General features: G+C 32.2%; 30 protein-coding genes and 1 other annotated feature. Of the genes, 6 read left to right on the top strand and 24 right to left on the bottom strand.

Annotation, left to right across the window (positions count from 1 at the left end):
* The first annotated feature begins 16 nt into the window (after positions 1 to 16).
* Positions 17 to 493, top strand: coding sequence for a hypothetical protein (locus AC0VZ9_RS08325; protein WP_475397234.1), 477 nt, complete (start codon positions 17 to 19; stop codon positions 491 to 493).
* A 378-nt stretch (positions 494 to 871) separates the two neighbouring features.
* Here AC0VZ9_RS08325 and metG read toward each other — a convergent pair whose 3' ends face one another.
* The 7 genes from metG to AC0VZ9_RS08290 all read right to left on the bottom strand — a co-directional run bounded on the left by metG (position 872) and on the right by AC0VZ9_RS08290 (position 8,137).
* Entirely contained in the window at positions 872 to 2,506 is a 1,635-nt protein-coding gene (gene metG / locus AC0VZ9_RS08320; RefSeq protein ID WP_475397233.1) for a methionine--tRNA ligase, read from the bottom strand.
* 63 nt (positions 2,507 to 2,569) lie between these two features.
* Positions 2,570 to 2,845: a binding site (T-box leader), on the bottom strand.
* Positions 2,846 to 3,777: 932 nt separating this feature from the next.
* Positions 3,778 to 3,993, bottom strand: coding sequence for a hypothetical protein (locus AC0VZ9_RS08315; protein WP_475397232.1), 216 nt, complete (start codon positions 3,991 to 3,993; stop codon positions 3,778 to 3,780).
* A 606-nt stretch (positions 3,994 to 4,599) separates the two neighbouring features.
* Positions 4,600 to 5,217, bottom strand: coding sequence for a hypothetical protein (locus AC0VZ9_RS08310; protein WP_475397231.1), 618 nt, complete (start codon positions 5,215 to 5,217; stop codon positions 4,600 to 4,602).
* A gap of 75 nt (positions 5,218 to 5,292) precedes the next feature.
* A complete protein-coding gene (locus tag AC0VZ9_RS08305) occupies positions 5,293 to 5,874 on the bottom strand; it encodes an NUDIX hydrolase (RefSeq protein ID WP_475397230.1) in 582 nt (193 codons plus the stop codon).
* A gap of 405 nt (positions 5,875 to 6,279) precedes the next feature.
* A complete protein-coding gene (locus AC0VZ9_RS08300) occupies positions 6,280 to 6,603 on the bottom strand; it encodes a hypothetical protein (protein WP_475397229.1) in 324 nt (107 codons plus the stop codon).
* A 490-nt stretch (positions 6,604 to 7,093) separates the two neighbouring features.
* Entirely contained in the window at positions 7,094 to 7,276 is a 183-nt protein-coding gene (locus AC0VZ9_RS08295; protein WP_475397228.1) for a hypothetical protein, read from the bottom strand.
* Positions 7,277 to 7,507: 231 nt separating this feature from the next.
* Positions 7,508 to 8,137: a hypothetical protein gene (locus tag AC0VZ9_RS08290; RefSeq protein WP_475397227.1), complete on the bottom strand. Its 630-nt coding sequence runs from the start codon at positions 8,135 to 8,137 to the stop codon at positions 7,508 to 7,510.
* A 260-nt stretch (positions 8,138 to 8,397) separates the two neighbouring features.
* On the opposite strand from AC0VZ9_RS08290, the gene AC0VZ9_RS08285 reads away from it, so the two are divergent.
* Complete coding sequence (locus AC0VZ9_RS08285) at positions 8,398 to 8,610, top strand: hypothetical protein (protein ID WP_475397226.1); 213 nt, start codon at positions 8,398 to 8,400, stop codon at positions 8,608 to 8,610.
* Positions 8,611 to 8,825: 215 nt separating this feature from the next.
* On the opposite strand, the gene AC0VZ9_RS08280 is transcribed toward AC0VZ9_RS08285, so the two are convergent.
* The 7 genes from AC0VZ9_RS08280 to AC0VZ9_RS08250 all read right to left on the bottom strand — a co-directional run bounded on the left by AC0VZ9_RS08280 (position 8,826) and on the right by AC0VZ9_RS08250 (position 12,490).
* The gene (locus AC0VZ9_RS08280) at positions 8,826 to 9,233 is read right to left on the bottom strand and encodes a DUF5412 domain-containing protein (RefSeq protein WP_475397225.1); all 408 of its coding nucleotides are present in this window, start codon (positions 9,231 to 9,233) and stop codon (positions 8,826 to 8,828) included.
* A 129-nt stretch (positions 9,234 to 9,362) separates the two neighbouring features.
* Complete coding sequence (locus tag AC0VZ9_RS08275; RefSeq protein ID WP_475397224.1) at positions 9,363 to 10,178, bottom strand: lipid II flippase Amj family protein; 816 nt, start codon at positions 10,176 to 10,178, stop codon at positions 9,363 to 9,365.
* A 162-nt stretch (positions 10,179 to 10,340) separates the two neighbouring features.
* Positions 10,341 to 10,607: a CPCC family cysteine-rich protein gene (locus tag AC0VZ9_RS08270; RefSeq protein WP_475397223.1), complete on the bottom strand. Its 267-nt coding sequence runs from the start codon at positions 10,605 to 10,607 to the stop codon at positions 10,341 to 10,343.
* A 134-nt stretch (positions 10,608 to 10,741) separates the two neighbouring features.
* The gene (locus tag AC0VZ9_RS08265) at positions 10,742 to 10,954 is read right to left on the bottom strand and encodes a hypothetical protein (RefSeq protein ID WP_475397222.1); all 213 of its coding nucleotides are present in this window, start codon (positions 10,952 to 10,954) and stop codon (positions 10,742 to 10,744) included.
* 174 nt (positions 10,955 to 11,128) lie between these two features.
* Entirely contained in the window at positions 11,129 to 11,350 is a 222-nt protein-coding gene (locus AC0VZ9_RS08260) for a hypothetical protein (RefSeq protein WP_475397221.1), read from the bottom strand.
* A 126-nt stretch (positions 11,351 to 11,476) separates the two neighbouring features.
* Positions 11,477 to 12,142, bottom strand: coding sequence for a nucleotidyltransferase family protein (locus AC0VZ9_RS08255; protein WP_475397220.1), 666 nt, complete (start codon positions 12,140 to 12,142; stop codon positions 11,477 to 11,479).
* 120 nt (positions 12,143 to 12,262) lie between these two features.
* Complete coding sequence (locus AC0VZ9_RS08250) at positions 12,263 to 12,490, bottom strand: hypothetical protein (protein WP_475397219.1); 228 nt, start codon at positions 12,488 to 12,490, stop codon at positions 12,263 to 12,265.
* 429 nt (positions 12,491 to 12,919) lie between these two features.
* On the opposite strand from AC0VZ9_RS08250, the gene AC0VZ9_RS08245 reads away from it, so the two are divergent.
* The 3 genes from AC0VZ9_RS08245 to AC0VZ9_RS08235 are packed head-to-tail and all read left to right on the top strand — an operon-like array spanning position 12,920 to position 16,547.
* Entirely contained in the window at positions 12,920 to 14,122 is a 1,203-nt protein-coding gene (locus tag AC0VZ9_RS08245) for an ABC-three component system protein (RefSeq protein ID WP_475397218.1), read from the top strand.
* Complete coding sequence (locus tag AC0VZ9_RS08240; protein ID WP_475397217.1) at positions 14,119 to 14,610, top strand: three component ABC system middle component; 492 nt, start codon at positions 14,119 to 14,121, stop codon at positions 14,608 to 14,610. Before AC0VZ9_RS08245 ends, AC0VZ9_RS08240 begins: the two co-directional genes overlap by 4 nt.
* On the top strand, positions 14,607 to 16,547 hold the full coding sequence (locus AC0VZ9_RS08235) for a DUF3732 domain-containing protein (protein ID WP_475397216.1): 1,941 nt from the start codon (positions 14,607 to 14,609) through the stop codon (positions 16,545 to 16,547). The genes AC0VZ9_RS08240 and AC0VZ9_RS08235 overlap by 4 nt, the downstream gene beginning before the upstream one ends.
* 518 nt (positions 16,548 to 17,065) lie before the next feature.
* Here AC0VZ9_RS08235 and AC0VZ9_RS08230 read toward each other — a convergent pair.
* Positions 17,066 to 17,521: an SRPBCC family protein gene (locus tag AC0VZ9_RS08230; RefSeq protein WP_475397215.1), complete on the bottom strand. Its 456-nt coding sequence runs from the start codon at positions 17,519 to 17,521 to the stop codon at positions 17,066 to 17,068.
* Positions 17,522 to 17,720: 199 nt separating this feature from the next.
* On the opposite strand from AC0VZ9_RS08230, the gene AC0VZ9_RS08225 reads away from it, so the two are divergent.
* Positions 17,721 to 17,960, top strand: a complete 240-nt coding sequence (locus tag AC0VZ9_RS08225; RefSeq protein WP_475397214.1) for a DUF6429 family protein — start codon at positions 17,721 to 17,723, stop codon at positions 17,958 to 17,960.
* A 369-nt stretch (positions 17,961 to 18,329) separates the two neighbouring features.
* Here the strand turns inward: AC0VZ9_RS08225 and AC0VZ9_RS08220 are convergent, their stop codons facing one another.
* The 9 genes from AC0VZ9_RS08220 to AC0VZ9_RS08180 form a co-directional block, all read right to left on the bottom strand.
* Positions 18,330 to 18,602 carry a hypothetical protein gene (locus AC0VZ9_RS08220; RefSeq protein WP_475397213.1) on the bottom strand — a complete coding sequence of 91 codons (273 nt, stop codon included), beginning with the start codon at positions 18,600 to 18,602 and terminating at the stop codon, positions 18,330 to 18,332.
* A gap of 428 nt (positions 18,603 to 19,030) precedes the next feature.
* The gene (locus AC0VZ9_RS08215) at positions 19,031 to 20,182 is read right to left on the bottom strand and encodes a hypothetical protein (RefSeq protein WP_475397212.1); all 1,152 of its coding nucleotides are present in this window, start codon (positions 20,180 to 20,182) and stop codon (positions 19,031 to 19,033) included.
* On the bottom strand, positions 20,167 to 20,718 hold the full coding sequence (locus tag AC0VZ9_RS08210) for a sigma-70 family RNA polymerase sigma factor (protein ID WP_475397211.1): 552 nt from the start codon (positions 20,716 to 20,718) through the stop codon (positions 20,167 to 20,169). The genes AC0VZ9_RS08215 and AC0VZ9_RS08210 overlap by 16 nt, the downstream gene beginning before the upstream one ends.
* A gap of 120 nt (positions 20,719 to 20,838) precedes the next feature.
* Positions 20,839 to 20,994: a hypothetical protein gene (locus AC0VZ9_RS08205; RefSeq protein WP_475397210.1), complete on the bottom strand. Its 156-nt coding sequence runs from the start codon at positions 20,992 to 20,994 to the stop codon at positions 20,839 to 20,841.
* Between the two features lie 178 nt (positions 20,995 to 21,172).
* Positions 21,173 to 22,075 (bottom strand): stage II sporulation protein P, encoded by a 903-nt coding sequence (gene spoIIP / locus AC0VZ9_RS08200; protein ID WP_475397209.1) that lies wholly within the window; start codon positions 22,073 to 22,075, stop codon positions 21,173 to 21,175.
* On the bottom strand, positions 22,065 to 22,607 hold the full coding sequence (locus tag AC0VZ9_RS08195; protein WP_475397208.1) for an RNA polymerase sigma factor: 543 nt from the start codon (positions 22,605 to 22,607) through the stop codon (positions 22,065 to 22,067). Before AC0VZ9_RS08195 ends, spoIIP begins: the two co-directional genes overlap by 11 nt.
* A gap of 299 nt (positions 22,608 to 22,906) precedes the next feature.
* On the bottom strand, positions 22,907 to 23,263 hold the full coding sequence (locus AC0VZ9_RS08190; RefSeq protein ID WP_475397207.1) for a hypothetical protein: 357 nt from the start codon (positions 23,261 to 23,263) through the stop codon (positions 22,907 to 22,909).
* 168 nt (positions 23,264 to 23,431) lie between these two features.
* Positions 23,432 to 23,761: a SpoIID/LytB domain-containing protein gene (locus AC0VZ9_RS08185; protein WP_475397206.1), complete on the bottom strand. Its 330-nt coding sequence runs from the start codon at positions 23,759 to 23,761 to the stop codon at positions 23,432 to 23,434.
* 114 nt (positions 23,762 to 23,875) lie between these two features.
* A complete protein-coding gene (locus tag AC0VZ9_RS08180) occupies positions 23,876 to 24,208 on the bottom strand; it encodes a hypothetical protein (protein ID WP_475397205.1) in 333 nt (110 codons plus the stop codon).
* Positions 24,209 to 24,289 lie beyond the last annotated feature (81 nt).

Below are 24,289 nucleotides of genomic sequence, written 5' to 3'. Positions count from 1 at the left end.
AATTGGAGGTAATATAGTGTTAAGAAAACTTATAGGCTCATTAGTTGTCTTATTTCTTATAAGCATTGGAACAATCGTAAGTGCTGATTCTAATCAACTATTTAAAGTCCCGATTACAAAGCAATCTGACCAATGGAAGGTTGAGTTAGGAGAAGTAAAATATGATAATGAAATGGCAAGACCTCAAAAGGGTGTCAATGAAATGTACAGCTTAAAGGTAACCAACATAGGAAAAGAACTAAAGAATGTTAAAATTGATTTTTATAGAGGCGACTCAAATTCAATGACTAAATATGGACTGCATACGCCAAATGAACGACAGGACGTATTTAAAAAAGGTTTGGACTTTAGTTTTGGCAATTTACCCATTTCATTAAAAGCAACTGAACTTGAAGTAGTTATTACTTGGCAAGATGACCCTAGTACTAGTGTGGACGGTAAGATGATTAAGGGAAGGGAATATAAACAGACTTTTACTTTTACTTGTAAGTAATGTAAATAAAGGAATGTTAAAATGAAGCAGAGGTTATGCGTAGTTCACCAGGACCCTGCTTTTTTTGTACAGAGGATTTTCAAATGAAACAAAAGATTATTATTTCCGTGACTTTTACAAAAACAAGTACATATGCAACTGATATTTTTTACTATAGCACTCGTTCGTATTATAAGGACAACAAGATATTTCTGGTTGTCCATTTTTTATGAGTTATTTCATTCCTTATTCCACTAACCTTTCCCTTTTAGTGCATAAGAAAAGCCGCCTAAGATGGCAGCTGGACCTTAAAGCAACGCACCCTTTATAGAAAGTGTAATCTTTCACCATTTAAATAAGGTATTTTTTTAATATAAAAACAAATTTTAATCCTTAAATTTAAAAATTTTGGTTGTTTAACCGTTCAAGCTCTTCTTCAATTCTTACTAGGTCGATTCTTTCAAACAATGGTTCTACTTTAGACAAGTGCTGCGATTTAACAGTAAAATCTCTCCATTCGGTTTCTTTTATGTGTATCATTTCCTTGACTTTTCTACTTGAAATAGGAAGAAATGGATTAAGAATATGAGCTAAATTTGCAATAAGATAAACACAATCTGCCATAGTTTGTTTGCAAGACTCGGTATTACCATTAATTTGTTTCCAAGGTTGCTGTTCATCAAAGTATTTGTTAGAAAATCTAACTAGTTCAAACGCTTTTTCCAATCCTTCTTTGAAAGCTGTATTTTCAATGCAATTACCCACTTCGTAGTATAAATGATTAACTTTATCCTGAATGATTGAAGATATGTCCTTGTTTGGGATAACAGCATCAAATGACTTTTCTATAAATTTTAATGTGCGATTAACGAAGTTACCGTAAGCCCCTAACAATTCACTATTATGGCTATAAATGAATTCTTTCCAAGAAAAATCAGCGTCTCGGTTTTCTGGTGCATTTATTGTTAAGAAATATCTTATCGAATCTGGATCGTACCTTTCTAAAATATCTGGAACCCATACAGCCCAATTTTTACTTGTTGATAATTTTTTCTTTTCTAAAGTTAAATACTCATTTGAAACAATATGCGTTGGTAATGGTTCTTTTCCAAGACCAGCAAGAATCCCAGGCCATATAATCGAATGGAATGGTATATTATCTTTACCGTGAACATAGTAAGATTTGGCGTATGAATTCCAAAACGACGAGTCATCTTGATTTGTCTCCTTCGCCCATAGTTTACTGGCGGTATAATATCCTGACACAGCCTCAATCCAAACGTAGATCTTCTTACCTTCATATCCTGCCACTGGAACACTTACGCCAATAGGTAAATCCCTTGAAACAGCTCTATCTTGCAAACCTTCTTTTAAGTATCGTTTAGTAAGTGAAATGGCGTTTTCTCTCCAAAGGTTCTTGTCTTCTGCTTCTTGAGTATAGTTTTCCAAAACATTTTGAAATGTGCTTAATGAAAAGTAAAAATGCTCTGTGAACCTAGTGGTAGGAAGATTCCCGCATATATTACACTTTCTTTCCAGCAATTCAAGAGGTTCTAAAACACTTGAACAAGCATCACATTGATCGCCGCGAGCATTTGCACCACAATGAGGACAAATACCCTCAACATAACGATCAGGTAAAAATTGCTGATCATATTCGCAATAGGTTTGTTCAATTTCCTTTTTATAGATGTAGACTTTATCCAGTAACTCTAAAAATATCTCTTGAACGATTTTATGGTGGTGTGTTGTATCGGTTCTGGTATAGGCATCGTATGTGAAACCTAATTTTGAAAAGCATTCTGCAAATTCTTGGTGATATCGATCAGCAATCTCTTTTGGTGAAACACCTTCTTGCTTTGCTCTGATTGTAATAGGTGTTCCATTACAATCACTTCCTGATACATATAAAACCTTTTCTCCTTTTAAACGGTAGTATCTTGCCAAAATGTCCCCAGGCAATAAACTCGAAATATGACCAAGATGTAATGAGCCATTAGCATAAGCCCAAGCACCACCAATAAAAATACTCATAAATAAACCTCCTAAAATTAATATTAATTGTTAAAAACAAAAAAACCTCGCCTTAACTTAATAGTTAAGGACGAGGTTTGAATTTCCACGTGATACCACCTTATTTCGCAAATGGTTCACACCATCTGCCTCATCAAGTACGGAGTAAAAAACGCTACTCTTATACTGTGACATTGATAACGAGTGCCAAAACTCGTCGTAGCCTACTAATACATTAAAGTATGTTCAGTACGAAGCTCAGAGATCATTTTTCAAATGAATGTTTTTGCTTCTTTTCAGCTACCGAAGCTCTCTGTGGAAAAACAAAATCATTTTACTTTTTCTCTTCTTAGCCTTTACTCATAATTAAGAATAGTTTATTCAAATATTTTCCTGAAGTCAATCTCAATATATTTTTAATTTTCAATTTATACTAAATGCTTTTAAACTATCCTGCCCTGTAGGTCAAATAAGAAAAAGAGCTGCCGATCCATACTGATCTTCAAATCTTGCCCCCGTTAGCTTAATAACGATGTTTTTTTGTTTCTCCAAAAAAAATGAATCCACCAAAATAGCATATACAAAAATCCTAGTAAAACAAATATTGCCCAAAGAGACCATTGACTAATTGAAATAATTAGATATTCCAGTTCATTTTTCAATAAACCAACTATCGGAACAGTTATAACTAAAAACAAATTAATTATGGAAATGAGGACGTTTCTTTTCCGTATAAGACTAAAAGATGTTGTTATTAGTGTAAGTATTAAAAACAGATAAAAAACAAACCAAAACCAACCAGGTAAAGTCTCACCACTCACAATAACCACTCCCTCAAAATAAATTATTTTTGTGTAATTTTACACTTTAGTTGACTGGTTGGCAATTATTTTTTTACAACTAACCTGGCCTTTTGTTAAAGAAAAATGATTCTTCCGTAATGAAGAATCATACAAGTTACTTGGAGAAGATATTATAAATAATAAAAACAATAATTAATCCAATTACAATTAATCCACCGATTGTAGGACTGCCATAGAAAGCCCTATTCCAGCCATCATTGGTCTTTATTTTGCTTTTTCTTCATTCTTATTATCCTTTTTCAATAAAACACCTCCTATCGTGTTATGCCTTTTTCTTTTGTAAATAAATATTCCGTTTCCTTAGCAAGAATGCCTTTCTTACATTAACCTCCCTTTTAATTAAACAATAAAAAGCTGCCTAGTTTGGCAGCTAGTCTGAACACATTCCCCTCAGTTCTATAATGAAGACTTAATATATTCCTTTCAACCCTAAGATCTGATGGAATTCTTCGTGGTTTTCTGATTCTTATTTTTATTTTCCCATCTTTTTGCCATAAACATTATAAATAAGTCATACATAGCAAACAACGCAGTTAAGACAATAATAGCAGTAAAACCGTATTTATGCGGAACAATAAAATAAGAAACAACAAGTGTTAACCCCAAAATTAACCAACCAATATAATGCCATTTAAAGTATGACATACCTATCCCCTCCTAGCGTCTAAATTATTCCACTTTATAGGAGTCTTACCTGTGCTAATAAATAAGTTAAAAAGCTACTTATACGCTGATTTACAATATTTTACCACTTCGATTAATTAGACGATTAAGACGATAAAAGGTATCATCATTACACCAACCCTGCAAAATTTAATTTTTTCCTTCATAAACAAAACTCCCTCAATATAAGAAGCGAATACACCCGATTACTCCTGCCCCTTTTATGGAATAAGAAAAAGCTGCCTAATTCGGCAGGAAATCCTGAATATACTACCTCAATTAAATGTAGGATATTTTTAATTTTCAACTGGGTTTGTGTTGAGATTTGTCCTTTTTCATTTTGCTATAGATAATTGGTAATAACACTCCCGTTACAAGTAAAAAATTGATACAGTAACAATGTCTAATTTAAATCCTATTATTAAAACAGGTGCTATCATTAACAATCTTGACAAATAAGCAATATATTTTAACAAAGTTCAATCCTTTCTCTAAAGAAGTCTATGTTAAATAATTATTGTTGTTTTTTAGTCAAACAAATGAGACCTTCTCTTAGCAGGGGTCTCATAATCATTATACTTTTTAAAATTATTCGTACTCACATAACTTTGGAACTACAAAATCGGGAAAAGTCTTGATTATTTTTTCATATGTTGAGAAATTCGATTGATTTGAGATAACCGCAATGTTATCTCCATCATAGCCAATCCAAAAAATACTTGTATCAACTTCCAATTTAACCACTACTGTTTCCGCAACTTTCCCTTCCCAATTTCCTTTCCATTCTCTTTGTTCTACACTAAATACATCTTTATTTGTGGACCATAAAACTAAATCATTCCCACTACCAAGAGTAATATAGAAAGGGAAAATCTCCTGAAACTGCTTTTCATTCTGAATTTCAGTAACTAAAACTGAACGTTCGTATTTGTTAGTTAAGTATCTATAACTGATATTGAATTCCTTGCAATTATTTTCAAACTCATCTTTCCAATAGGAAGGAACTTCAGCACAAAAATAAAGTGGAAATGCTTTAATATTTCTCATCCACAATGGCAGGAAATTTTCATCACATTCTGGCAGATAAAAGCCATCCATAGAGAAAACAAATGGTGTAGTGCCTTCTAGTGCAAACGGAAAAAAACCTCCAGCATCAGGATTTGAGTCATAGTATCTCTTCGGTAAATATCCAACTTCTATATCCAATTTTATCGCCCCCTTAGTCGAATAAGAAAATTGAGCAGCCTTAGAACTCTTGGTTAACCGGCAACAACCATTTATTTAATAAGAATTTTTAATATAGGAATTCATTAGTTCTGTTTCTTTTTTTAATAACTTTGATAGGAAGACTAATTGAGGAAAAGGCTCTAACATTAAATTATGATCTATGTCTGTTTGTAGGATAGAAATTCCACCTAGTTTAAGATAGTCGTTTAATGTAATTTTATCATCACAAATAAGATCTATATTTGCTGGAGATAGCAACAATAACCCCTTTGTTTCGGAAGAAGGAGTAGGTTTTGTTAATGTATAAGAAAGAAACATCACGGTATAAGAGACTTCTTTACTCCCTTTAATTAGAATTGGAGAAATTGGTTCATTTACTTTTACTCTAACAGGCTCGTCAGTCCATTCTCTAAGATAAAATGTATTCTTGGAATTAAACGGAATGATGTTTACATTAGCCTCTTCGAAAGCTTCCCGCTTTGCCGTGACTAATGCTGTTTCATTACCTTCTCTGTGTCCCCCTAATCTTACCACCCCAAGTTTATCTCCATCTTTTGTTGGACCTACCTGAAATATAAATAACCCTTTATAAAAAACATAGGCACCCGATGTTCTTACACCTTTTGAAATATCCATTTTTTAAACTCTCCTTGTACCTCTCTAGTTTATTCCTTCTCATTATATAGATAGCCAAAATGCTAACTATCCGAACAGATCGGTTTGACATTAACTGTTTATATTAATATACCTATTCCTCCGGTATAATTGTGGTTTTATAATTAATATTCTGCAATAATCAAAGGAATGCCTGTACTTTGGAAACTGCTTCTTAAACTAACCAGCCCCTTTTGATAAAAAAAAGAAAAAAGCTGCCTGATTAGCAGCAGATCAAAAACAAAATCTCCATATAGTTTAAGTGTTTTTCTTCACAAAGTTTTTTGTATTTCAGGAATGTTTCCCTTTATTTGAACAAGCAGAAAAATCTTGACCAGATTGATAAATATAAACTCTCTCTATCACCTATTCGACCGAGTTTAATACCTATTCACCACAGCTTTGTTTAATTAAGTGCTTTTTTCTAACATTTAAATAAATAATCATTACAAATAAATTCGTTATAAAAACGAGGATTGTAAATACTACCCCACTCAAAATTAAAGTTTCTATATCCCATCCTATATCGGCGTTAAAACTATAATACGACCATCCTATAATGCCGCCAAAGTAAAGAATTAAGTTAACTAAACTAGTGAGAAATACTGCCGCCAATAAAGAATTACTTTTCATATAAAATAATATTATAATTTTGTTTTGGTAAATAAACGGGATAACAAATAAAATTAACGTGTAAATTAATACTTCCACTTTCTCAACTCCATAACAAAATACAAAATTATAGCATTTCACAGTATTAATTTCTTCTTGAGTTAACCTGCCCCGATTGCTCAATAAGACAATTCGACAAAAGAAGCTTTAATCCTTCTTAGATCATCGCACCCCGTTAATTGAATAAACCAAGTCATTTCTTTTTATAAATGAACCGATACCCAAAATATATAATCAATATTGCTATAAAAGTAACAATCAAATTTTCTACATTAGCACAACCTACTATTTTGACACAGATTAAAGGTTCCTCTGGTTTTTTAAGTATTGATAATAGCAATATACTTACCTCCCCACAAAGGGGTTTTTCACATATATATTCACCTATTCTCAATCCCATTCAATTTATGCATTATTCAACTATTCCTGCCCCGTATAAAAAGAAAAAGCCACCTGATTTGGCAGCTGATCTTAAGTATAAGCACCCTATAGTTTAAGAAGAACAAGTTCCCTTTTATGGAAATAATGGTTACTTTTTTAAATTATCTTCTAATTCTTTTTCAATTTCTTCATTACTTACCCTTTCTATTTCATCATCATTAACGTTAAGGTGTTTAGAAATCTGTTTTAACTGATATTTGATAGTTGAAAGGCTGTATATAACATATAAGATAAATAATATTACAACAATACTCAAAAATATCCAGAACATAAAACTCTCCCTTTGCTTTTGCTACAAAGTATATCTCTTTATATAACAAACCTGCTTCGTTCGTATATTAACTTCAACAAAAAAAGACATTAATCCTTCTTAAATTAACGCACCCTTTAGTTTAAGTGCATTTTTTCACATATTTGAACTTAACTCATCTATTCCAGGAATACTTCCCTTTAGTACATTAAGAAAAGCCGTCTAAAATGACTGCTCCAAATTTCAATTTATTTAAGTATTCTTAGCTATGTAACTATTTACTTCCTCAATGTACTTATCTAATACAACAGAATCCTCTGTAAGTTTGTATTTCTCTTTTAATATAGGTAGAAGCTTTTTAATTGAAATTTCTCGTTCAATTATATTCCGTTCTTTTTTATATATTAAATCTTTAGTTGTTATACCCAATGCTTGAGCATAACCATTTAAAATAGGATCATTATAGGAATTTTTCTTCTCACTTTCAATGTGGTTTTCTATTTCAATATCTGTTACGTTAATGTCATATTCATCTCGTGCAACAGAAAGAAAAGCATTTATTTTTTTGGAATCCCTTCGTGCCTCCTCTAATAATTCAGTTTTATTTATTTGCTTATTGTCATTCTCAATTTTTCTTAAGGCGATAAGTTTTACAACTATTAAATTTAATTCTTCATTTTTTATATCCATTGAATCGGCAATTTTTATAGATTCTTTAAAAATGTCTTTGTATTCTTTAACCCCTAATTCTTTCTTATCTTTTTCATTTTCATTATTCACATACTCCTCTTCCATTTTACTTTCATCTGAGAGTTTTATATATGTATCTACAAAATACAAGGAAACTAAAACTAAAACAATGATAATAATATTTTTTTTCATACTATCTCCCTTTGTTAAATGGAACTATTTATAAAAATTTTACATAAAAACCCACACTTCTTGATTCTTTTTAAGAAATTTTTGATTAGAGGTTTTTTTCTTATGCCACAAACCTGTTCCTTTAGCAAACAACAAGGTACTGCAGTGAGAACTCTATTCGAAAATATATCCAAAAAATACTATTTGTTCTCTAGGAAGTGAAACCTTACTTGAGTTAAGAACGTAAATGTCCTTAAATACTAAGAAGAAGGTGGAATTTTTTGAAAAAAGTATTAGTAATTATTCTTGTCACATTATTAGTGATAACCATATTTTCATTTCTTTTAGGATACTGGAAAGCAGGAATTATTATAGGCGGTGCATTTACCTGGCTGACGGTCCAAGTAAGTGAACACTATTCTATAAAAAATGCTGAATACCTGTACAGCAATCGATCTGAACCAAAAAAGAATTTTAAGAAATATGGGGATTAATTGACCCTAAATATTATCTTATCTCCTAATTCCACAATCCTGCCCCGGTTGTGGAATTAGAAAATGTGTCTCCACTTATTTTAGAAACGCACCTTAAGGAACAGAATCCGTTGTAGCTTTAACTTTTTTTCCAATAACCTTCCCCTTTGAACAAAGAAGAGATAGTTTAGCAATCATTATTGGATTTTCTGCATTTGCCCTATAGATGAGATAAATTATTGATTTCTATAATCATATTTATCGTTTGGTACATCTAATGAATGATCATTAATCACAACTGTATCAAGGTCTGTCCAAGTTATATTTGCAATATCTTCTCCATAATTCCAGTAAATATTTTTGGTTTTATTATTTTTTTCATTAAAAACCAACTCGCCTCGGATAGCATATGATGTAGTAGCACCTCCGTTGGTGATATATGCTTTTAGAGTGTATTTTCCATCAGGAGATGTCTTTTCTGTTAGATATTCTCCTTTTGGCAATCTATTCATATCATAGAAAGCCCAATAAACTCCATACCCGATCAATGAAAAAAATAATACACCGATTATAATAATTACCTTTAATATTTTTTTATAAGATTTCTTCTTTTCATTCTTAAACTCCAGTTTTTTAGGCTTCAAATAATATTGCCCCTTATATAATGGAATAACTTTATTAAACTATTGGTTAATGTGATACTTACCCAGTCAACCCAATCGAAAATTCCACCACTTACAGCAGGACGTTCCCAAAGGATTTGAATTTACCAACTATATCCACTCAGCAAACCAAGCAACGTAATATGCAGCAGGAATAAAAAGTAATTGAGCCACGATCGTTCCCACAAATTTAGAGCTAATCATAGTTAAGGAATAACTTTTTAAATAGACATAATCGCATTGATTATTCATTACTCTATCGGCCAATACGGATGCTTTTGGGTCAATAAATAAGGTTAATAAGATAGTTGCTACACCATTAATAATTCCATAAGACATTAACGCTGTCGGTGCATAATCTTCTGGAACAAGCATCGTAGCATATAAAGAAGATAAAACTCCAATTGTAAATACAGCAGAGACAATAATATTAATTACAAATAGCCGTTTTGGAATTGTTTTAAATGTAATTCCTTGTAAGTATGTAAATCTTGGTACTTGGAAACATCTTAGTACCTTTTTAATTCCATTTCGATTTAATTGCTTAAATAATGTAGAAACTACCGAGCCTCGTTCAGTAGATAATTGAATAATAGCTCTTGAAAAAATGTTTATAAAGGTGGGGAATAAAAGTATTCCTATTAATACACCAAGAGATGTTACCCCAATTAACACCCTATATTGACCTTCTATAAAGCTTAATTTGTTTAAATCAGGTGCCTCAGCAATAAGATTAGCTGTTAAAGGTTGTTGAAACATAGTTGAGAGTCTTGAAACAATCACTAAAGTACTAAACAATGATATGGCAGTAGCAATCAATCTCACCCTGGTTCCGGAAATCCTCGTCGAATAAGCTAAAGTCTCAATCATCGTTATGATTAATAAGAAAAAGGCAATGGCAACTACTTTACTTGTAACTAACTCCATATACAAACTCCTTAAAAGGTATTCTCATTAAACTATACTATTTTATGGGATTTTTTTGAAGTGGTGTAAATCCTTATTTAACTAACCTGCCCCGTTACTTAAATAAGGAAAAAGCGATCCCTCATAATTGAAGAATCGCATCCATTAGATTAATAACTCTCTTTATATTAACGGTTTCCAATTTGGGTCTTTAATGTCTTCTTTATTTGGTTTTCTAACAAATTTAATGCTGCCTTCATCACAAGCCCCATATTTTATAAAATTTTGCTGTGCCTGTCTTAAGGAAACATCATTTGCACCGCCTTCATAATCTGGGTCTTTGTATTGAACATCGTCATCCTCCCAAAAGCAAATACTACAAATAGCATATGTTCCTGGTGGTTCTTCACCTAATGTTTTATACCCACAACAAGGACAAGTGTATTTCATATAATCACCCCAATAATAGCATACCTCTTATTCAACTCTTCTGCTTCGTTACTTGAATAAGAAAAGCGGTCTTTCGTAATTAAAGAATTGCTTCGGTTTATGCAAATCTTTAATTCCTCTCAAACTAGTATTGTTCATTTTATAACCAAAAATTTAAAATTATAATTTAACGGTGAAATGACAAATTCATCTGGTAACAGATTGTCTTCGTAAAATTCTGGCTCAATATAATACACAAGTGAATTATAATCAAACCCTACAATTTTATAAATTTCTCCTTCTTTAAAAATCATAACACCCTCTTCTATTACATCTTTTAGACATTTTACGTGTGTGAATTTATTCATAATACCATCCTCAGTTTAAAAATAGGCTATTATTTTCTATTTTAAAGCCGTATTTCGTACAATAACGGCTAATTCAAATACTCTCAAATAATTCTTTATTCCTCAACTAAAGCACCCTTTACTTTAAGTACATTTATTCACAATACCTGAACAATAATCAAATTTTTTATCCTTTTATCTAATTCTTAACTTATTTAGATCTGGAATATGTTTATAAATATCCGATACTTTATCTACAACCTCTAATTTCACTGCATCTCCGCCATTTACCGTCATAGCAGTATTTACAAATCCATAGATTAATCTTAACAATGATTTAGCATCAGCTTCTGTAAGTTGATTAACAGCATCTATCGTATTCTCAAACTCATTATTATCAGTAGTTTCTTTCAACATAATCCCTCCTTATAAATAATAAAATTTCAATATCCTTCTTAAACAATCCTGCCTGTTAGTACAATAAAAAATGGCTGCCGCAGCAACCACACTCCTAAACTAAAGCACCCGTTGAAGATGACTATATTATTTTTCCAATGTTTCCTCCAATTCTTTAAATAATTCATAAGGTTCTACTTCTAATCCAATTAACTTCGCATTCCAGTTAACCCCAACTAACAAACCATCTTGATTCATTCTAATCTTGTTCCAAGTAGCTTTCCAATTCTTTTTAATTATCCGTTCTTTATATATAATAGCTAAGTCTTCATTTTCCATAAAATAAGGTGTGGGCTTTAATTCTATATTTAGTACATCACTTATTCCACAAGGAGCAGTTAAAATGACATTTTCTTGTTCATCTATTTTTACACCTAATGCTGTTGCTGTCTCTGGAAATTTTGATATTGCGTCAACCGAAGAAGAATATGGTGGAATATCATTAGCTGTATGCATTCTTGCTTCATTCTTCACAGACCACGGAACATTAGGAATTATTTTTCTTAACTTATCTTCTAATTTCTTTTCTTCTAATTCATCAATATTTGTATCATCAAAGTAGATTACATCCACATCTGGTGTATTTGTCCTATCGCTAAAACTATGAAGTGTATCCCATATTTTTGATCGTACAAAACCGGCACATATCCACCAATCTGGAAGATTTAATAGTTTCGCTGCTTTTAATATTTCCATCATCCATTCATCTTGTTTAATTAGTTCAATTACATTTTTTTTGTTTTGAATTATCATAAATCCTCCTAAACAGAACGTATATTCCTATATTATTACAAGAAAGGTCAAGGCGGTTGTTAAACTAAACGCCCTTTTGTTAAAGAGAAACGGTTCTTCCGTAATGAAGAATCATAAAAGTTACTTGGAGAAGATGTTATAAATAATAAAAACAATAATTAATCCAATTACAATTAATCCACCGATTGTAGGACTGTCATAAAAGGCCCTATTCCAACCGTCATTGGTCTCTATTTTGCTTTTTTCTTCATTCTTATTATCCTTTTTCAATAAAACACCTCCTATCGTGTTATACCTTTTTTTTGTAAATAAATATTCCGTTTCCTTAGCAAGAATGCCTTCTTCCACATACCTGCTCCGTTAGTCTAATAAGAAAAAGATGACGCAACGACAGCCCCATTTCAACATATTTTAAAGTCCATTCTGTAAATCTCAAGAACCTGATACTCCTGTTAATTTTTTCCATAAAAATTCGATATAGTAACTGAAAATCCTTTTAAAAATGGGGATTTTGTTCCTTCTTTAATTTTCCCAATGCTTTTTCTGTCTAAAGTCTTAATGTATTTCCTGTATGCAATCTATATATAAATTTACAAAACTTTTTTGGAAAAAATAAAATAATATATATCAGATAATCCAATATCTTCTATTTATGCTAAGATTATTTATAGTACAAATGGGATAGTTTCATAATCATAGCTTTTCTTGTTGGCTTTGTGGTATAGATCCAAATTTGAGTCTATAAAGGGGAAAACATTCTAGAAGGGAGGATTATGAGTGTCAAATCAGTTCTCGGCGGGTAGCTCAGCAGTTGGTTACATATATCAAGTTAGATATGCACTGTATCTTATATTGAAGGACGAAAATCTTGAAAAGGAAGTCTCAATAGAAAGATTGGATGATGTTGCTTTTGAAGAAGGTGGTACACCGGCTGAACTAATTCAGTTAAAGCACCATATAAATAAGTCAGCTACTTTAACCAATGGTTGCAGCGATTTATGGAAAACTATAAGAGTATGGAGTGAGGAAATATTAAATAAAGAAATTGAATTGCCTGGGGTAATTCTATCATTAATAACTACCGGGACAACACCAGAGGAATCTGCTCCATATTATTTGAAAGCAGATTTGAATAGAAACCCTGAAAAGGCTAAGGAAATTTTATTATCATTCATAACAAACTCTAAAAGTAAAACAAATAAAGTTAACTATGATACCTTTCTTAAATTGACAGAAGATGATCAACTAGAACTTCTAAAGGCTATATATATAATGGATAGTAGTCCAGATATTTTAGAGGTTTCAGATTTGATTAAGAATCGCTTAAAACTTACTACAAGACGTATGTATTTAGAACCACTTTATCAAAGGTTAGAGGGATGGTGGTTCAATAAAGTCATTCATCATCTAGTCGATAAATCAATATTTTTTGTGTCTGGGTATGAGATACAAGATATCATCAACGATTTCGCAGAACAATTAAGACCGGATTCTTTACCGATTGATTATTTTGATGAAACGCCCACTAGATTAGATACCAGTACTATCAATGAGAATATGTTATTTATAGAGCAACTTCGCTTACTTAATCTCGATACCAAAAGTATAGAATTTTCAATGAAAGATTATTATAGAGCCTTTATTCAAAGATCTAGATGGGTAAAAGATGAACTTCTTTTTGTTGGCGAGCTACAAAGATACGAAAGTAAATTAATTGATGAATGGGAGAGACAATTTAATAGAATAAACCGCTCAAGTAAACCTATACAAGAAGATGGCCTTATTGAGAGAGGCTTGGAAATTTTTGATTGGATGAATGATTCGCAATTTCATATTAGAAGAAACTGTACAGAACCTTATGTAATGAGGGGAAGCTACCATATGTTAGCGAATAAAAATAATCTTTGCTTAGGATGGCACCCTAAATTTAAAGAACGGCTTTCTGATTTGTTAGAAAGTTATAAGGAGAAAAGCGTATGATTCCTTGGAATACTAGACCAGCTGAGGTCGCATATTTTTATAATCCAGCATACTTAGGAAGACTTTTAAAGGTTTTTGTCTCTTCTTATCAATCTCAACAGTCTGGTGGTGTACCTTATGAATTGACGTTTGTTGCATTACCATTAATCGTTATAAAATCTTTTAGAGAAGGATTACCTAACACTACTAGGACTCAATTACATAATTGGATTAAAGATAATAGTGATTATAAAATTGGTTTCGCCTCTATTGTTAGAGAACTAATTCCCTTCGTGAAAGAATCTTTAATATTTCTACTTAATAGAGGCATTTTATCAATAAATGAAAGTGGAAAATTGGTTGAAGGGTCAATTAGATTCAAGAGAAAAAACACACCAGATACACAAGAGATTATTAGCAGTATAAATAAAGCAAAATTTGTTGGGAAATGGTTTGCTAATGCAGGAGATTCAACAACCATTTATGCACTATGGGGGATTCGAGTATGACTATGCAAATTAAAGAAATCACTCTATATAGTAATAAGGGAGATATTAGAACAATTCCTTTTGAGATTGGTAAGGTTAATATAATTACTGGTAAGTCTGGAACAGGTAAATCGGCAATTATACCAATTATTGATTATTGCCTGGGACGATCTGAATTCATTATTCCGGATGGAGTTATTAGAAATTCTGTAGCGTGGTTCGCCATTAAACTTTCTAATAACAATTCGGAAGTTTTTATAGCCAAACCCACTCCCAAAGGGAATGCTGCTAGTCAAAGTGGTGCATTTATACAAATAGCTACAAAAATAAATACACCTAGTATTGAAAACTTATTTTTAAATAGCAATGATGATGCAATTAATGAGTATCTCTCAAGAAATGTTGGAATAAGTCCAAATTTAAACGATCCACCAGAAGGACATACAAGAGATTCCTTAGAGGCTAATTTTAAGCATACGAAGTTCTTTTTATTTCAAAAGCAAAGTCTTGTTGCAAATGAACAGGTATTATTTCACCGTCAAAGTGACGCATTTATGCCCCAAGCAATAAAAGATACTCTCCCCTACTTTTTAGGTGCAGTTAGAGATGATACGTTAAAATTAAAAAACGAATTGCGTATTAATAAACGAAAACTAAAAGCTTTGCAAAAAAAGATATCTGAATCAGAAAAACTTAGTGGAAAAGGTATAACCCAATCTAGTGGCTTATTTGAAGAAGCTAAAGCCGTTAATTTAGTTGGTATTAAAATCTCACCTGCTACTAATAATGAAATGATAGACATTTTAAAACAAGTTTTATTATGGAAACCTACTCCTTTAATAGAACCCGAAAATGATAGATTAAATGAATTGATTGAAGAACGGAAGAAGCTATTAAAGAAATTAAAAAATATTACCGATCAAATTAAGCAAATTAATTCCTACGAAAAAATGATAAATTTTTATTCTGAAGAAGTTCGTAACCAAGTTTCTCATCTTGAATCTATTGGTTTGTATAATGAGGCGGAGAATGATCATATTTGTCCATTGTGCTCATCAAATCTAATAAATATACAACCCACTATAAAGGAAATGACGGATTCAATTTCCGAATTATCTAATAACCTATCAACTGTAAGTACAGAAAAAGCAAATCTTGATAGTCATTTAACCAAATTAACCGAAAAATCAACTAGTATTAAAGAAGAGTTAGCAGAGAAGAATTTAGAAATAAATATGCTAAGTAAACACCAAGAATCAATGGAAAATATAAAAGATACTAATAATAGAAAGGCATTGGTCGTTGGAAGAATAAGTCTTTTTTTAGAAAATATGAAACCAGAAGATGAAATGGCTATTGAGAAAAAAGACATTAAAGAGCTAGAAGCTTTAATAACTGAAATTTCTAAAAAGCTAAGTCAAGAAAATGTTGAAGAACTAATAGATTCAATTTTAAATATAATTGGGATACAAATGACCAAATGGGCGGAGTATCTAAATTTAGAACATTCAAATTTCCCCTACAGATTAGATTTAAAAAATCTAACTGTAGTAGCTGATAGCGTTGAAAGACCTATCCCAATGAATAGAATGGGTAGTGGTGAGAACTGGCTTGGGTGCCATTTAATAGCACTTCTCGCACTTCATAAATTTTTTATTAGAAAGTCACGTCCAGTCCCGGGTTTCTTAGTACTAGATCAACCAACTCAAGTTTATTTCCCTCCAGAAATATATAAAAAGCTCGAAGGAGATATTAACGAGATAACTGATGAAGATAGTATTGCTGTTAAGCGGATGTATGACCTGTTATTTGATGTATGTAATGATTTATACCCAGATTTACAAATTATAGTTTTTGACCACGCGAACATAAAGGATAACAAATTTCAGAATGCTCTAGTTGAAGAACCGTGGCGAAATGGGAATGCATTAGTACCAAGCAGCTGGTTAAGTTTATAAATATGCTTTAAAGAGACGTCCAATCTGTATTGAAGCATTCCTTCTATTACTAGCCGAAAGTAAAATACACCGATTGATTTTACATATAAATGGATATAATAAATTTACGACTAGAGTAGTGAACGCAATCCTAGCCAGATTGTCATTCGTTACAGAAAAGGATCACTAAATAGTGGTCCTTTTTTTATAACGTAAGTTCCGCTCCTATATCTGGTTTTATGATGTTTAATATTTCTAATACAAATTTATGCACGTTCTAATTGTGTGCATTTTTTAAAACAATTATTTTTATTCTTATCTACTTACATTTCTGTATGAAACTAATACCACCACCCAATTTGAATCCCCAAAAAATTTACCCTTGGTTGTTCACTGTAGGTAACAAATTCCTTATACTCTTCGGATAGCTCGACCTTTTTAATTTCGAAATATTTTTGCCACCACTATTAATACGTTCAATAATCAGTTTAACGATTATCAGCTGTTCTTGAACTTAAGCAACTTTTTGTTAACCAAGGTTAATCTATATTTTCAGCAATTTTTTTCAGTGCCTTTGCACGCGAAACAATAAATGCCCTCATATATTTCTCCAAAAATAACTTGTCCACTAAAACGCCAATTAGACCTAATGGTGATTTATACTGGAATTTATCTATCATTATAGTTCCGCCAGATTCTTCGCTAAATTGATGGGTGTGAACAAATGAATGGAAAGTTCCTTTCACCATAACATCTACAAACTTATAAGGTTTTTCCATTAATGTCACTTGGGCTGTTAACCTTTGTTTAATACCAAAGTGAATGGCTTCCCAGGTAACGGTATCGCCTTGTTCTAATAACCCTCCTGTCACTCCATCAATTGCTCTTTCCTTTGTATTAGAGGTCGTTTGAGTATGAATATCTACGTTTCTTGCAAGATCAAAACATATTTCTATAGGTGCTCTAATAAATTGTTGATGTACAATAACAGGCATAAATATCTCCTTTCAAACACTTAAAAACACTATAATTATAATTCGCCGAAGTCGATATTAACTGATATATTTCTTCCACTAAATGCCCCTTTAGTTAAATAAATTGTTTAAATTGCAAATTTTATTTAAAATTTAATATGGATATGTGGATATGTAAATTTATATAAATATTATTTTAAAAAGGGAAGGAACTTCACTTATGAATGATCAAATTGATGAACTAACGTTATTATTGTTGTATTTGACTTCTTTTAATGATGATTATGGTTTAGGTGTAGCTAAGAGGAGTTGGAAAGGTTATCCTTTCGAGTCACTTAATGAATTGTCAGAGAATGAATTAATTAGTGACAGTAAGCGGTCAAAATCAGTTTACCTAACAGACAAAGGAATTGAAAAAGCTAGAGAACTGATGAAAAAATATAATATCAATGAACAGTGAGGAATTTCTCCAACTAGGAAGTTTCTACTTCTGTCTAAATATAGAGGACTGGCACTAGCACCCGGTGGCTTAATAACGGACTACTCCTCAAGGTAATGTTAATACGTCAAATCCATCGTCCCCTTGTAAAGTCCATCCTTCGAAGTAACTTATATTTCCTCTTCTACACCCAGTAAGATTTTTCCTTCTATCACAAACATAGTCCGTATGTGCCGAATGGTAGCTGATCTTGAGCATAAACCCCGTTAGTTACCTTAAGGTCGTGGCTACACCCAATTTTAGGACTATCACAAGATGGTGATACTCTTACTTTAACCAAGTCATCTGCGTATTCAAATGGATTATGGGTACTATCAGGAACTTGAATTCTTAAGGAATTTCATAAGAGTGATTGTTGTTATAAACAATATCAACAATCCTCTGCTGCTGCCAACCAATACCAGAAGGTTCTTTTCCTTCATACTCTTGTATTACTCTTTTATCAATGGCTGGAAATATAATATCCCGAATAATATCTTCTGGTGTAACATACCAATCTTCTGCATAAGGTTTAATTTCCTTTGGTTCTGGAGGTTTAGCATTTACCCAGTTATCTGTGACTAATATTAATAAAGAGGAGCTTGATTTAGAAACTGGTTCCAAATTAGATGCACTTTTGGAAGTGAATATTTCTACCCAAGAAATGTTGAATACACTGAGATATATATTCAATGAATGGGAAGAAATATTGGTTTTAACAAAGGAATTAGAATATCAAATTACACGACAAGGTAAGCCTGTCTATTAAAGATAACAGCAATTACTTTTGCTTTTCAAAAAAGCTAATTTAAACAACTATCCAATTTACTTCCTAAAATATAGTACTAAAGTAAAGAAGTGCAAATTGCACTTCTTTTAACATTTATTATTCAACAAACCTGCCCCTATAGTACAATAATAAAGCCGCCATCAGATGGCAGCTGGATCTTAAAGTAATGCACCCTTTATTTAAACAAGATAGGAGTTGCAATAGCAACCCCTTTTTATCTTTCTATCCTATCCAACGAGGTAAGCGAATTGATAATTAGACACTATGCCTCTTTTAAATAGAGCAATATTTCCTCTATTTTTTCAATAGAGAAATTTCCTTGATAGGTGATTTCAATAAAATAACTATTTGTCTCTGCTCTTAATACGAAATCATTATGGTATTCGTCCTGATAAACACCCCACCGAAGATTATTAATATCGAATGATTTAGTCAAAGTAGGTTGTTTCCAGTTCTCAATTCTTTTCTGTTGAGTCATATAAGCCTTTTTATCACTTCGGATTTCATAATTTTTAGGCCTTACGAACCGTGAACTTTCAGGTTTTATTTCTTTACTGTGTTGGTTGATATATAAAATACCTGGTATGCCATTTTGATCAATTTCAGGAATCCCGTAAATTTGCCGAACGAAAGGACCTTCCGTATAAGATATGGAGGATAAACTTACTCTATTACTCAACTCAATAAATCCATATAGAGAACCTATTTTATTTTTAATGTTATTAAAGGCAATTTGGACTTCTTCTGGATCTCCTTTGGAATTCATTATGTCACGAAGGTCGGTTTCCACAACAGGTGCTCCTCTTTCAAACAAGACATATACCTCTCTATCATCCCATTGTTTGGCGGCAATTACATCTTTAGGATCCTTGCCAATTACTGAAAAAATTGAACCCGGTGGAACTTCATTGGAATCGCCATCTTTGACAATCTCCCAGGTGCCTATCCGTTTAACTTCTCCTATTACTGAATCTATTTCCTTTTGATCAACTTGTTCCCCTTTAATATAGTAAAAACCATTATAGGCAATATGGGGCATATTTTTATAATCTACAGGCTCATCCGACTTTTGAGGTTCATCCTTATTGACGGAAGGAGGTTCCTTTGTATTATTTGGTTTTGGAGAACCGCCTTGAAAATTTGATTGAAAGCTTTTATCCTGTATACTTTGCTCAAACACTTTGTTTAAGCTTTTATCAAAACCCAAAGAATAAAAAAGAATGAATATTAATATAGCTGCCGCAGATAAAGAAGTATAATAATGAACATATTTATTGAAATGCCAGACTTTATTGGGGGATGCCAAATTCCTTACATTAATTAAAAGCTTTTCTCTCTCTTTTGGTGTGACGCTAATGTTTCTTAGAATTGAATCATTCATAGCTTTCCTTAATCGTTTCAGTTCATTTTCCATTTAGCTTCACTTCCTCCCAATTGTTCTTCTAACTTCTTTCTAGCCCTGCGTAACCTTGACTTTACGGTATTTATGTTAACTTTTAGCATATTGCTTATCTCTTCAATTGTAAGTTCCTCATAATAATAAAGGATAATAACTTCTCTTAACTTAAAAGGTAATTTCAAAACTTTATTAATTATTTGCTCATCCTCGACTTTAGAGAAAAAGATTTTCTCTGGAGAATTATGGTCAGGTGACAAACCAAACTCCAATTTAGCTTTTAATACTAAATGACGAAAATCCCACCTTTTGAACGTATCTTTGCACTTGTTTACTGTAATTTTAATAAGCCAAGTCTTATAACTACTGTCGTTGCGAAAATGATCAAGATTTTTATAACAAGATATAAATACTTCTTGGAGAATATCTTCTGCCAAAGTATAATCTCCAACATACAAGTAAGCTAATCGTTTTAACTCTGTACCGTATTCTATGATCAGCTCCTCGATCAATGATTCTTTATTGAAAGGTTCACTCTCTCGCTTCGCTTCCACCAACACCCCCCCTTTACAACAAAATAGACGACGCTGCCCCTTTAAAGGTTTATTTTCAGACAAAATAATTTAAATAAACTTACCAAAGTGGTAAGTCTCTTATCACAGGAGGTTTGGAAATTATACTCTTAATTGCTGTACTTCTATATGTTCAATTCGTTTTTCTTGAATTAAGTTCAAACTTAAAATAACTTTCTTCACTTTGAGAAACTCTTTTTGCCATTCATCGGTATGTGGCTCTAACCTTACTTCATCTCGTTTTAGTCCTAATTTCATTAAACATACTATTCTCTAGTTGAATTAATACTTCTTTCCTTTTCTCTAATTTCCTTCTTCAATTAAACTGCCCCGTTAGTTAAGAAAAAAAGCTCCCTTTTTAGAGAATAAAAATAGGATTGCAGAAGCAATCCCACCATTCAAACAATAGAAATACCACGTTACTAAGAGATTAATTCTACTTCTTTAGAATTACCTCGACAACCTCCGCAAGAGCATCCACAGTTCTATATTCTTCTTCCAATGTATTTTCAATTCCACCAATTTCCATTAAAACTGATTGACTTTTTAGGTCTTGGTTGTATGTGTTTTGGGTGTTCGGGTTTGTCTTAACAAATACCCCTCTCGATAAACCGGGATATTTTTCTTCTACTATTTTATGAAGGTGTTTCGCAAATTTTAAACTGTCCTCGTCTTTAACATTTGACCGAATAACGACAAATTTAATTCTTGCAAAATCTTCCCCATTTATTTTGGCCGTAGTCTCATTTTTTTCTATTGAGTCCCGGTGTATATCAAATACCATTTCAATGCTAGGGTTATTTTTCAGGCTTTCTTCTAAAGGTTCTCTTGAAACAGAATATGATTGATCATAGGAAAGCCCTCTGTCCTGAAGAATTCCCATAGTATCACTAGTATCGTGTACTGAGCTGATGTTTCTTTCCTCTAAGGCCTGACTAAATCTATCCCCCACTAATGAAATATTTCTTGATATATGGTAAGGTCCGTTGTTGGGATCCTTCGTCTTCGTTTCTGAAGTGAATGACTCTTGATTATGTGAATGATAAATATAAACTAAAGGTTCGGGGTTCTTAACTGCCGATAATGAATTGTTTTCAATAAATGAAGAAATTGTATTTCCTATGGTTTCTTTTCCATTAAATGAAACAACCCATAAAATAGCAATGATGCTCAGGATGAACCCACTTGATGTTATTGATATCAATTTAAAAGTTCTTTTTCTTTTCATTTTCCTTGCAGCTTTTCTAAGCTGTAGTTCTGTATTTAAAACAAAATCTGTTCTCGGTTCCATTGAATAGGTTTCCTTAATTCGGTTAATTAAATCCTTATCAGTTTGCATTTTCGATTACCTCCTCTGCATCTATATCTAGCTTACATTTAAGAATCTTTAATGCCCTATGATAATCTACTTTTACCTTAGATTCGCTGCAATTAAGAACCTCAGCTGTTTCTTTTATTGAAAATTCGTTTATAGCCCTCAGGATTACCACAGCCTTAAAACCAGGTTTTAATCTTGATATAGCTGTGTGAACCAGTTTTTTCATCTCATATTGTTCAACTAAATCGTTTGGCTCCTTTTCGGTTGACGCTAACTGCTTAAAAAACCCATCCCTAAAGATTGCACTAAATCTTTTCTTTCGATAGTGATCAATAGCAATATGCTTAGCTATCGAAAAAATCCAAGTCTTTAAGCTGCAGCTTCCAGAATGGAATTTTGTTAAATTATTTAAAACACGAATAAACACTTCTTGGGTCAAATCCTCAGCATCGTTTTGATTTCCTGTAAAACAAATTAGAAACCGATAGACATCTAAATAATAATGCCGATAGATTTCAACAATACTGTTTTCTAAGTTATCGTTATCAGTCAAAATTATCCCCCCAATTTTGTATTCGCTAATTAATCGTTTGAGATATGGAAAAGGTTACAAGAATTTTACAATCATTTAAAAAGACCGTCTCCTATGACGATCTCTTTTGATTTATCGTGTAATATTACTTATTCGTTCTTCTTTTTTAAGAATTATCCTTCTTTCACTAGCCTGCCCCGATAGTTCAATAAATTCAATAAAAAAAGCATTAATCCTTCTTGGATTAACGCAGCCGTTAGTTGAAGTACATTTGTTCACATACTTAAATGCTTTTGAAATTAATCGTATCGAAAAAGAATCTAAGAAATTTTTGAGTTGCTCTTTATCCAGGTTATTGCTATTGCTGTTCCACAACCAATCCCTAAACCCATCAAACTATACTGGCAGTAACTTTTTTTAAGCTCACCTTTTCTAATATCTTCTCTTTCGGCTTTATCTTCTGCTGTATCATACATATGAATTACTGTTTCTGTTCTTTGTTTCATTCCATATCTAATGGTTTTTGATAAGTCTTTTCCTACGGATTTTACAGATTCCTTAAATGCTTCTGTGGATTTGTCAGTAATATCTTTTGCTGTATCTAAAGCCTTTTTCCTAAATCCCTCTTTTTTCTCCTTTTTATCATCTAATGAAAACACATTTTCACTATTGCCCACATTTTCATCCCCTTTCTATTATTGTAAGTATATTTATACTACGTTCGCTTTTGATAGAAGGTTTCAAATTTTTGTTGCTTGCTCGCTAACTATTGTCGAAACTCCTTCTTTCACTAACCTCGTTTGTTCAATAAAAAAGCTGCCACAACGACAGCTTAGTTTGATATATTAGTTTTCATTTCTAACGACCAGCTTATTGTAATCTTGGTTGGATTTTATATCCTCAATTTTAATTCCCTTATAATAATATTCTAGTATTTCCTTATATTTCTTTCCTTCTGCTGCCATACTATTAGCCCCATATTGACTCATTCCAACCCCGTGTCCATAACCCTTAGTAGTTACTTGGACATCATTCCCGTTAAGCTTTAAGCTAAAATCCGTCGATCTTAAACCTAAAGCATTCCTAAATTCGGCTCCGGTAAGTTTCTTTCCACTAATATTAATTGTGGACACTCTAGCACTGGACGTCCTTTCAACATTAATTTCATTTGACATTTTTACTCCAAGCCTTGATTCAACTTCATTAAAAGAAAATGCTATGTAGGAATAGGACAAGCATTATTAGCACCACTTTACGGAGATCCTACATTGCCCATTCAGAGATAAAACTCAGAACCGGGTTTCTTTGCTATAAGCAAGGGTATACGGAGAATTCTGAGGACTACTGGACAACACTTCAGGTTCCTTATTTGATAAAGGCTTTGTATCTCCGTTGTTAAAATTGTTTTGAAGCCACTCTTCAATTACTTCTTTTTCTTTTAGAAGGACTTCTAATGGAGGTGGAGATTCATAGGGGAGTGTCGATAGGTCAGTCCCTTCTCCTGCAACTACAATCTCTGTATCATAAAAATTCATTCCTGGAAGTTCGTTTCCTAAAAAGCTTCTAGTATCTCTAGGTTTTATATTAGTTGCAAGTTCAAATAATATGAACATTAACGCCAATTTAGTAGGTTCATCCCTAAATTAAGCTTTAGAACAAAAAAAACCTCTACTAGAGCTAGTAGTAGGGGTTTAGAAATTTTC

The organism is Cytobacillus sp. QJM3NY_8 (assembly GCF_056173585.1).
This window is presented reverse-complemented; position numbering and strand designations above follow the sequence as displayed.

Excerpts from the sequence above, each read along its gene's own strand:
- metG (WP_475397233.1), bottom strand. The coding sequence starts at position 2,506 with ATGAGTATTTTTATTGGTGGTGCTTGGGCTTATGCTAATGGCTCATTA.
- AC0VZ9_RS08315 (WP_475397232.1), bottom strand. The coding sequence starts at position 3,993 with ATGTCATACTTTAAATGGCATTATATTGGTTGGTTAATTTTGGGGTTA.
- AC0VZ9_RS08305 (WP_475397230.1), bottom strand. The coding sequence starts at position 5,874 with ATGGATATTTCAAAAGGTGTAAGAACATCGGGTGCCTATGTTTTTTAT.
- AC0VZ9_RS08295 (WP_475397228.1), bottom strand. The coding sequence starts at position 7,276 with ATGTTCTGGATATTTTTGAGTATTGTTGTAATATTATTTATCTTATAT.
- AC0VZ9_RS08290 (WP_475397227.1), bottom strand. The coding sequence starts at position 8,137 with ATGAAAAAAAATATTATTATCATTGTTTTAGTTTTAGTTTCCTTGTAT.
- AC0VZ9_RS08275 (WP_475397224.1), bottom strand. The coding sequence starts at position 10,178 with ATGGAGTTAGTTACAAGTAAAGTAGTTGCCATTGCCTTTTTCTTATTA.
- AC0VZ9_RS08270 (WP_475397223.1), bottom strand. The coding sequence starts at position 10,607 with ATGAAATACACTTGTCCTTGTTGTGGGTATAAAACATTAGGTGAAGAA.
- AC0VZ9_RS08265 (WP_475397222.1), bottom strand. The coding sequence starts at position 10,954 with ATGAATAAATTCACACACGTAAAATGTCTAAAAGATGTAATAGAAGAG.
- AC0VZ9_RS08260 (WP_475397221.1), bottom strand. The coding sequence starts at position 11,350 with ATGTTGAAAGAAACTACTGATAATAATGAGTTTGAGAATACGATAGAT.
- AC0VZ9_RS08255 (WP_475397220.1), bottom strand. The coding sequence starts at position 12,142 with ATGATAATTCAAAACAAAAAAAATGTAATTGAACTAATTAAACAAGAT.
- AC0VZ9_RS08240 (WP_475397217.1), top strand. The coding sequence starts at position 14,119 with ATGATTCCTTGGAATACTAGACCAGCTGAGGTCGCATATTTTTATAAT.
- AC0VZ9_RS08235 (WP_475397216.1), top strand. The coding sequence starts at position 14,607 with ATGACTATGCAAATTAAAGAAATCACTCTATATAGTAATAAGGGAGAT.
- AC0VZ9_RS08230 (WP_475397215.1), bottom strand. The coding sequence starts at position 17,521 with ATGCCTGTTATTGTACATCAACAATTTATTAGAGCACCTATAGAAATA.
- AC0VZ9_RS08225 (WP_475397214.1), top strand. The coding sequence starts at position 17,721 with ATGAATGATCAAATTGATGAACTAACGTTATTATTGTTGTATTTGACT.
- AC0VZ9_RS08215 (WP_475397212.1), bottom strand. The coding sequence starts at position 20,182 with ATGGAAAATGAACTGAAACGATTAAGGAAAGCTATGAATGATTCAATT.
- AC0VZ9_RS08205 (WP_475397210.1), bottom strand. The coding sequence starts at position 20,994 with ATGAAATTAGGACTAAAACGAGATGAAGTAAGGTTAGAGCCACATACC.
- spoIIP (WP_475397209.1), bottom strand. The coding sequence starts at position 22,075 with ATGCAAACTGATAAGGATTTAATTAACCGAATTAAGGAAACCTATTCA.
- AC0VZ9_RS08185 (WP_475397206.1), bottom strand. The coding sequence starts at position 23,761 with ATGTCAAATGAAATTAATGTTGAAAGGACGTCCAGTGCTAGAGTGTCC.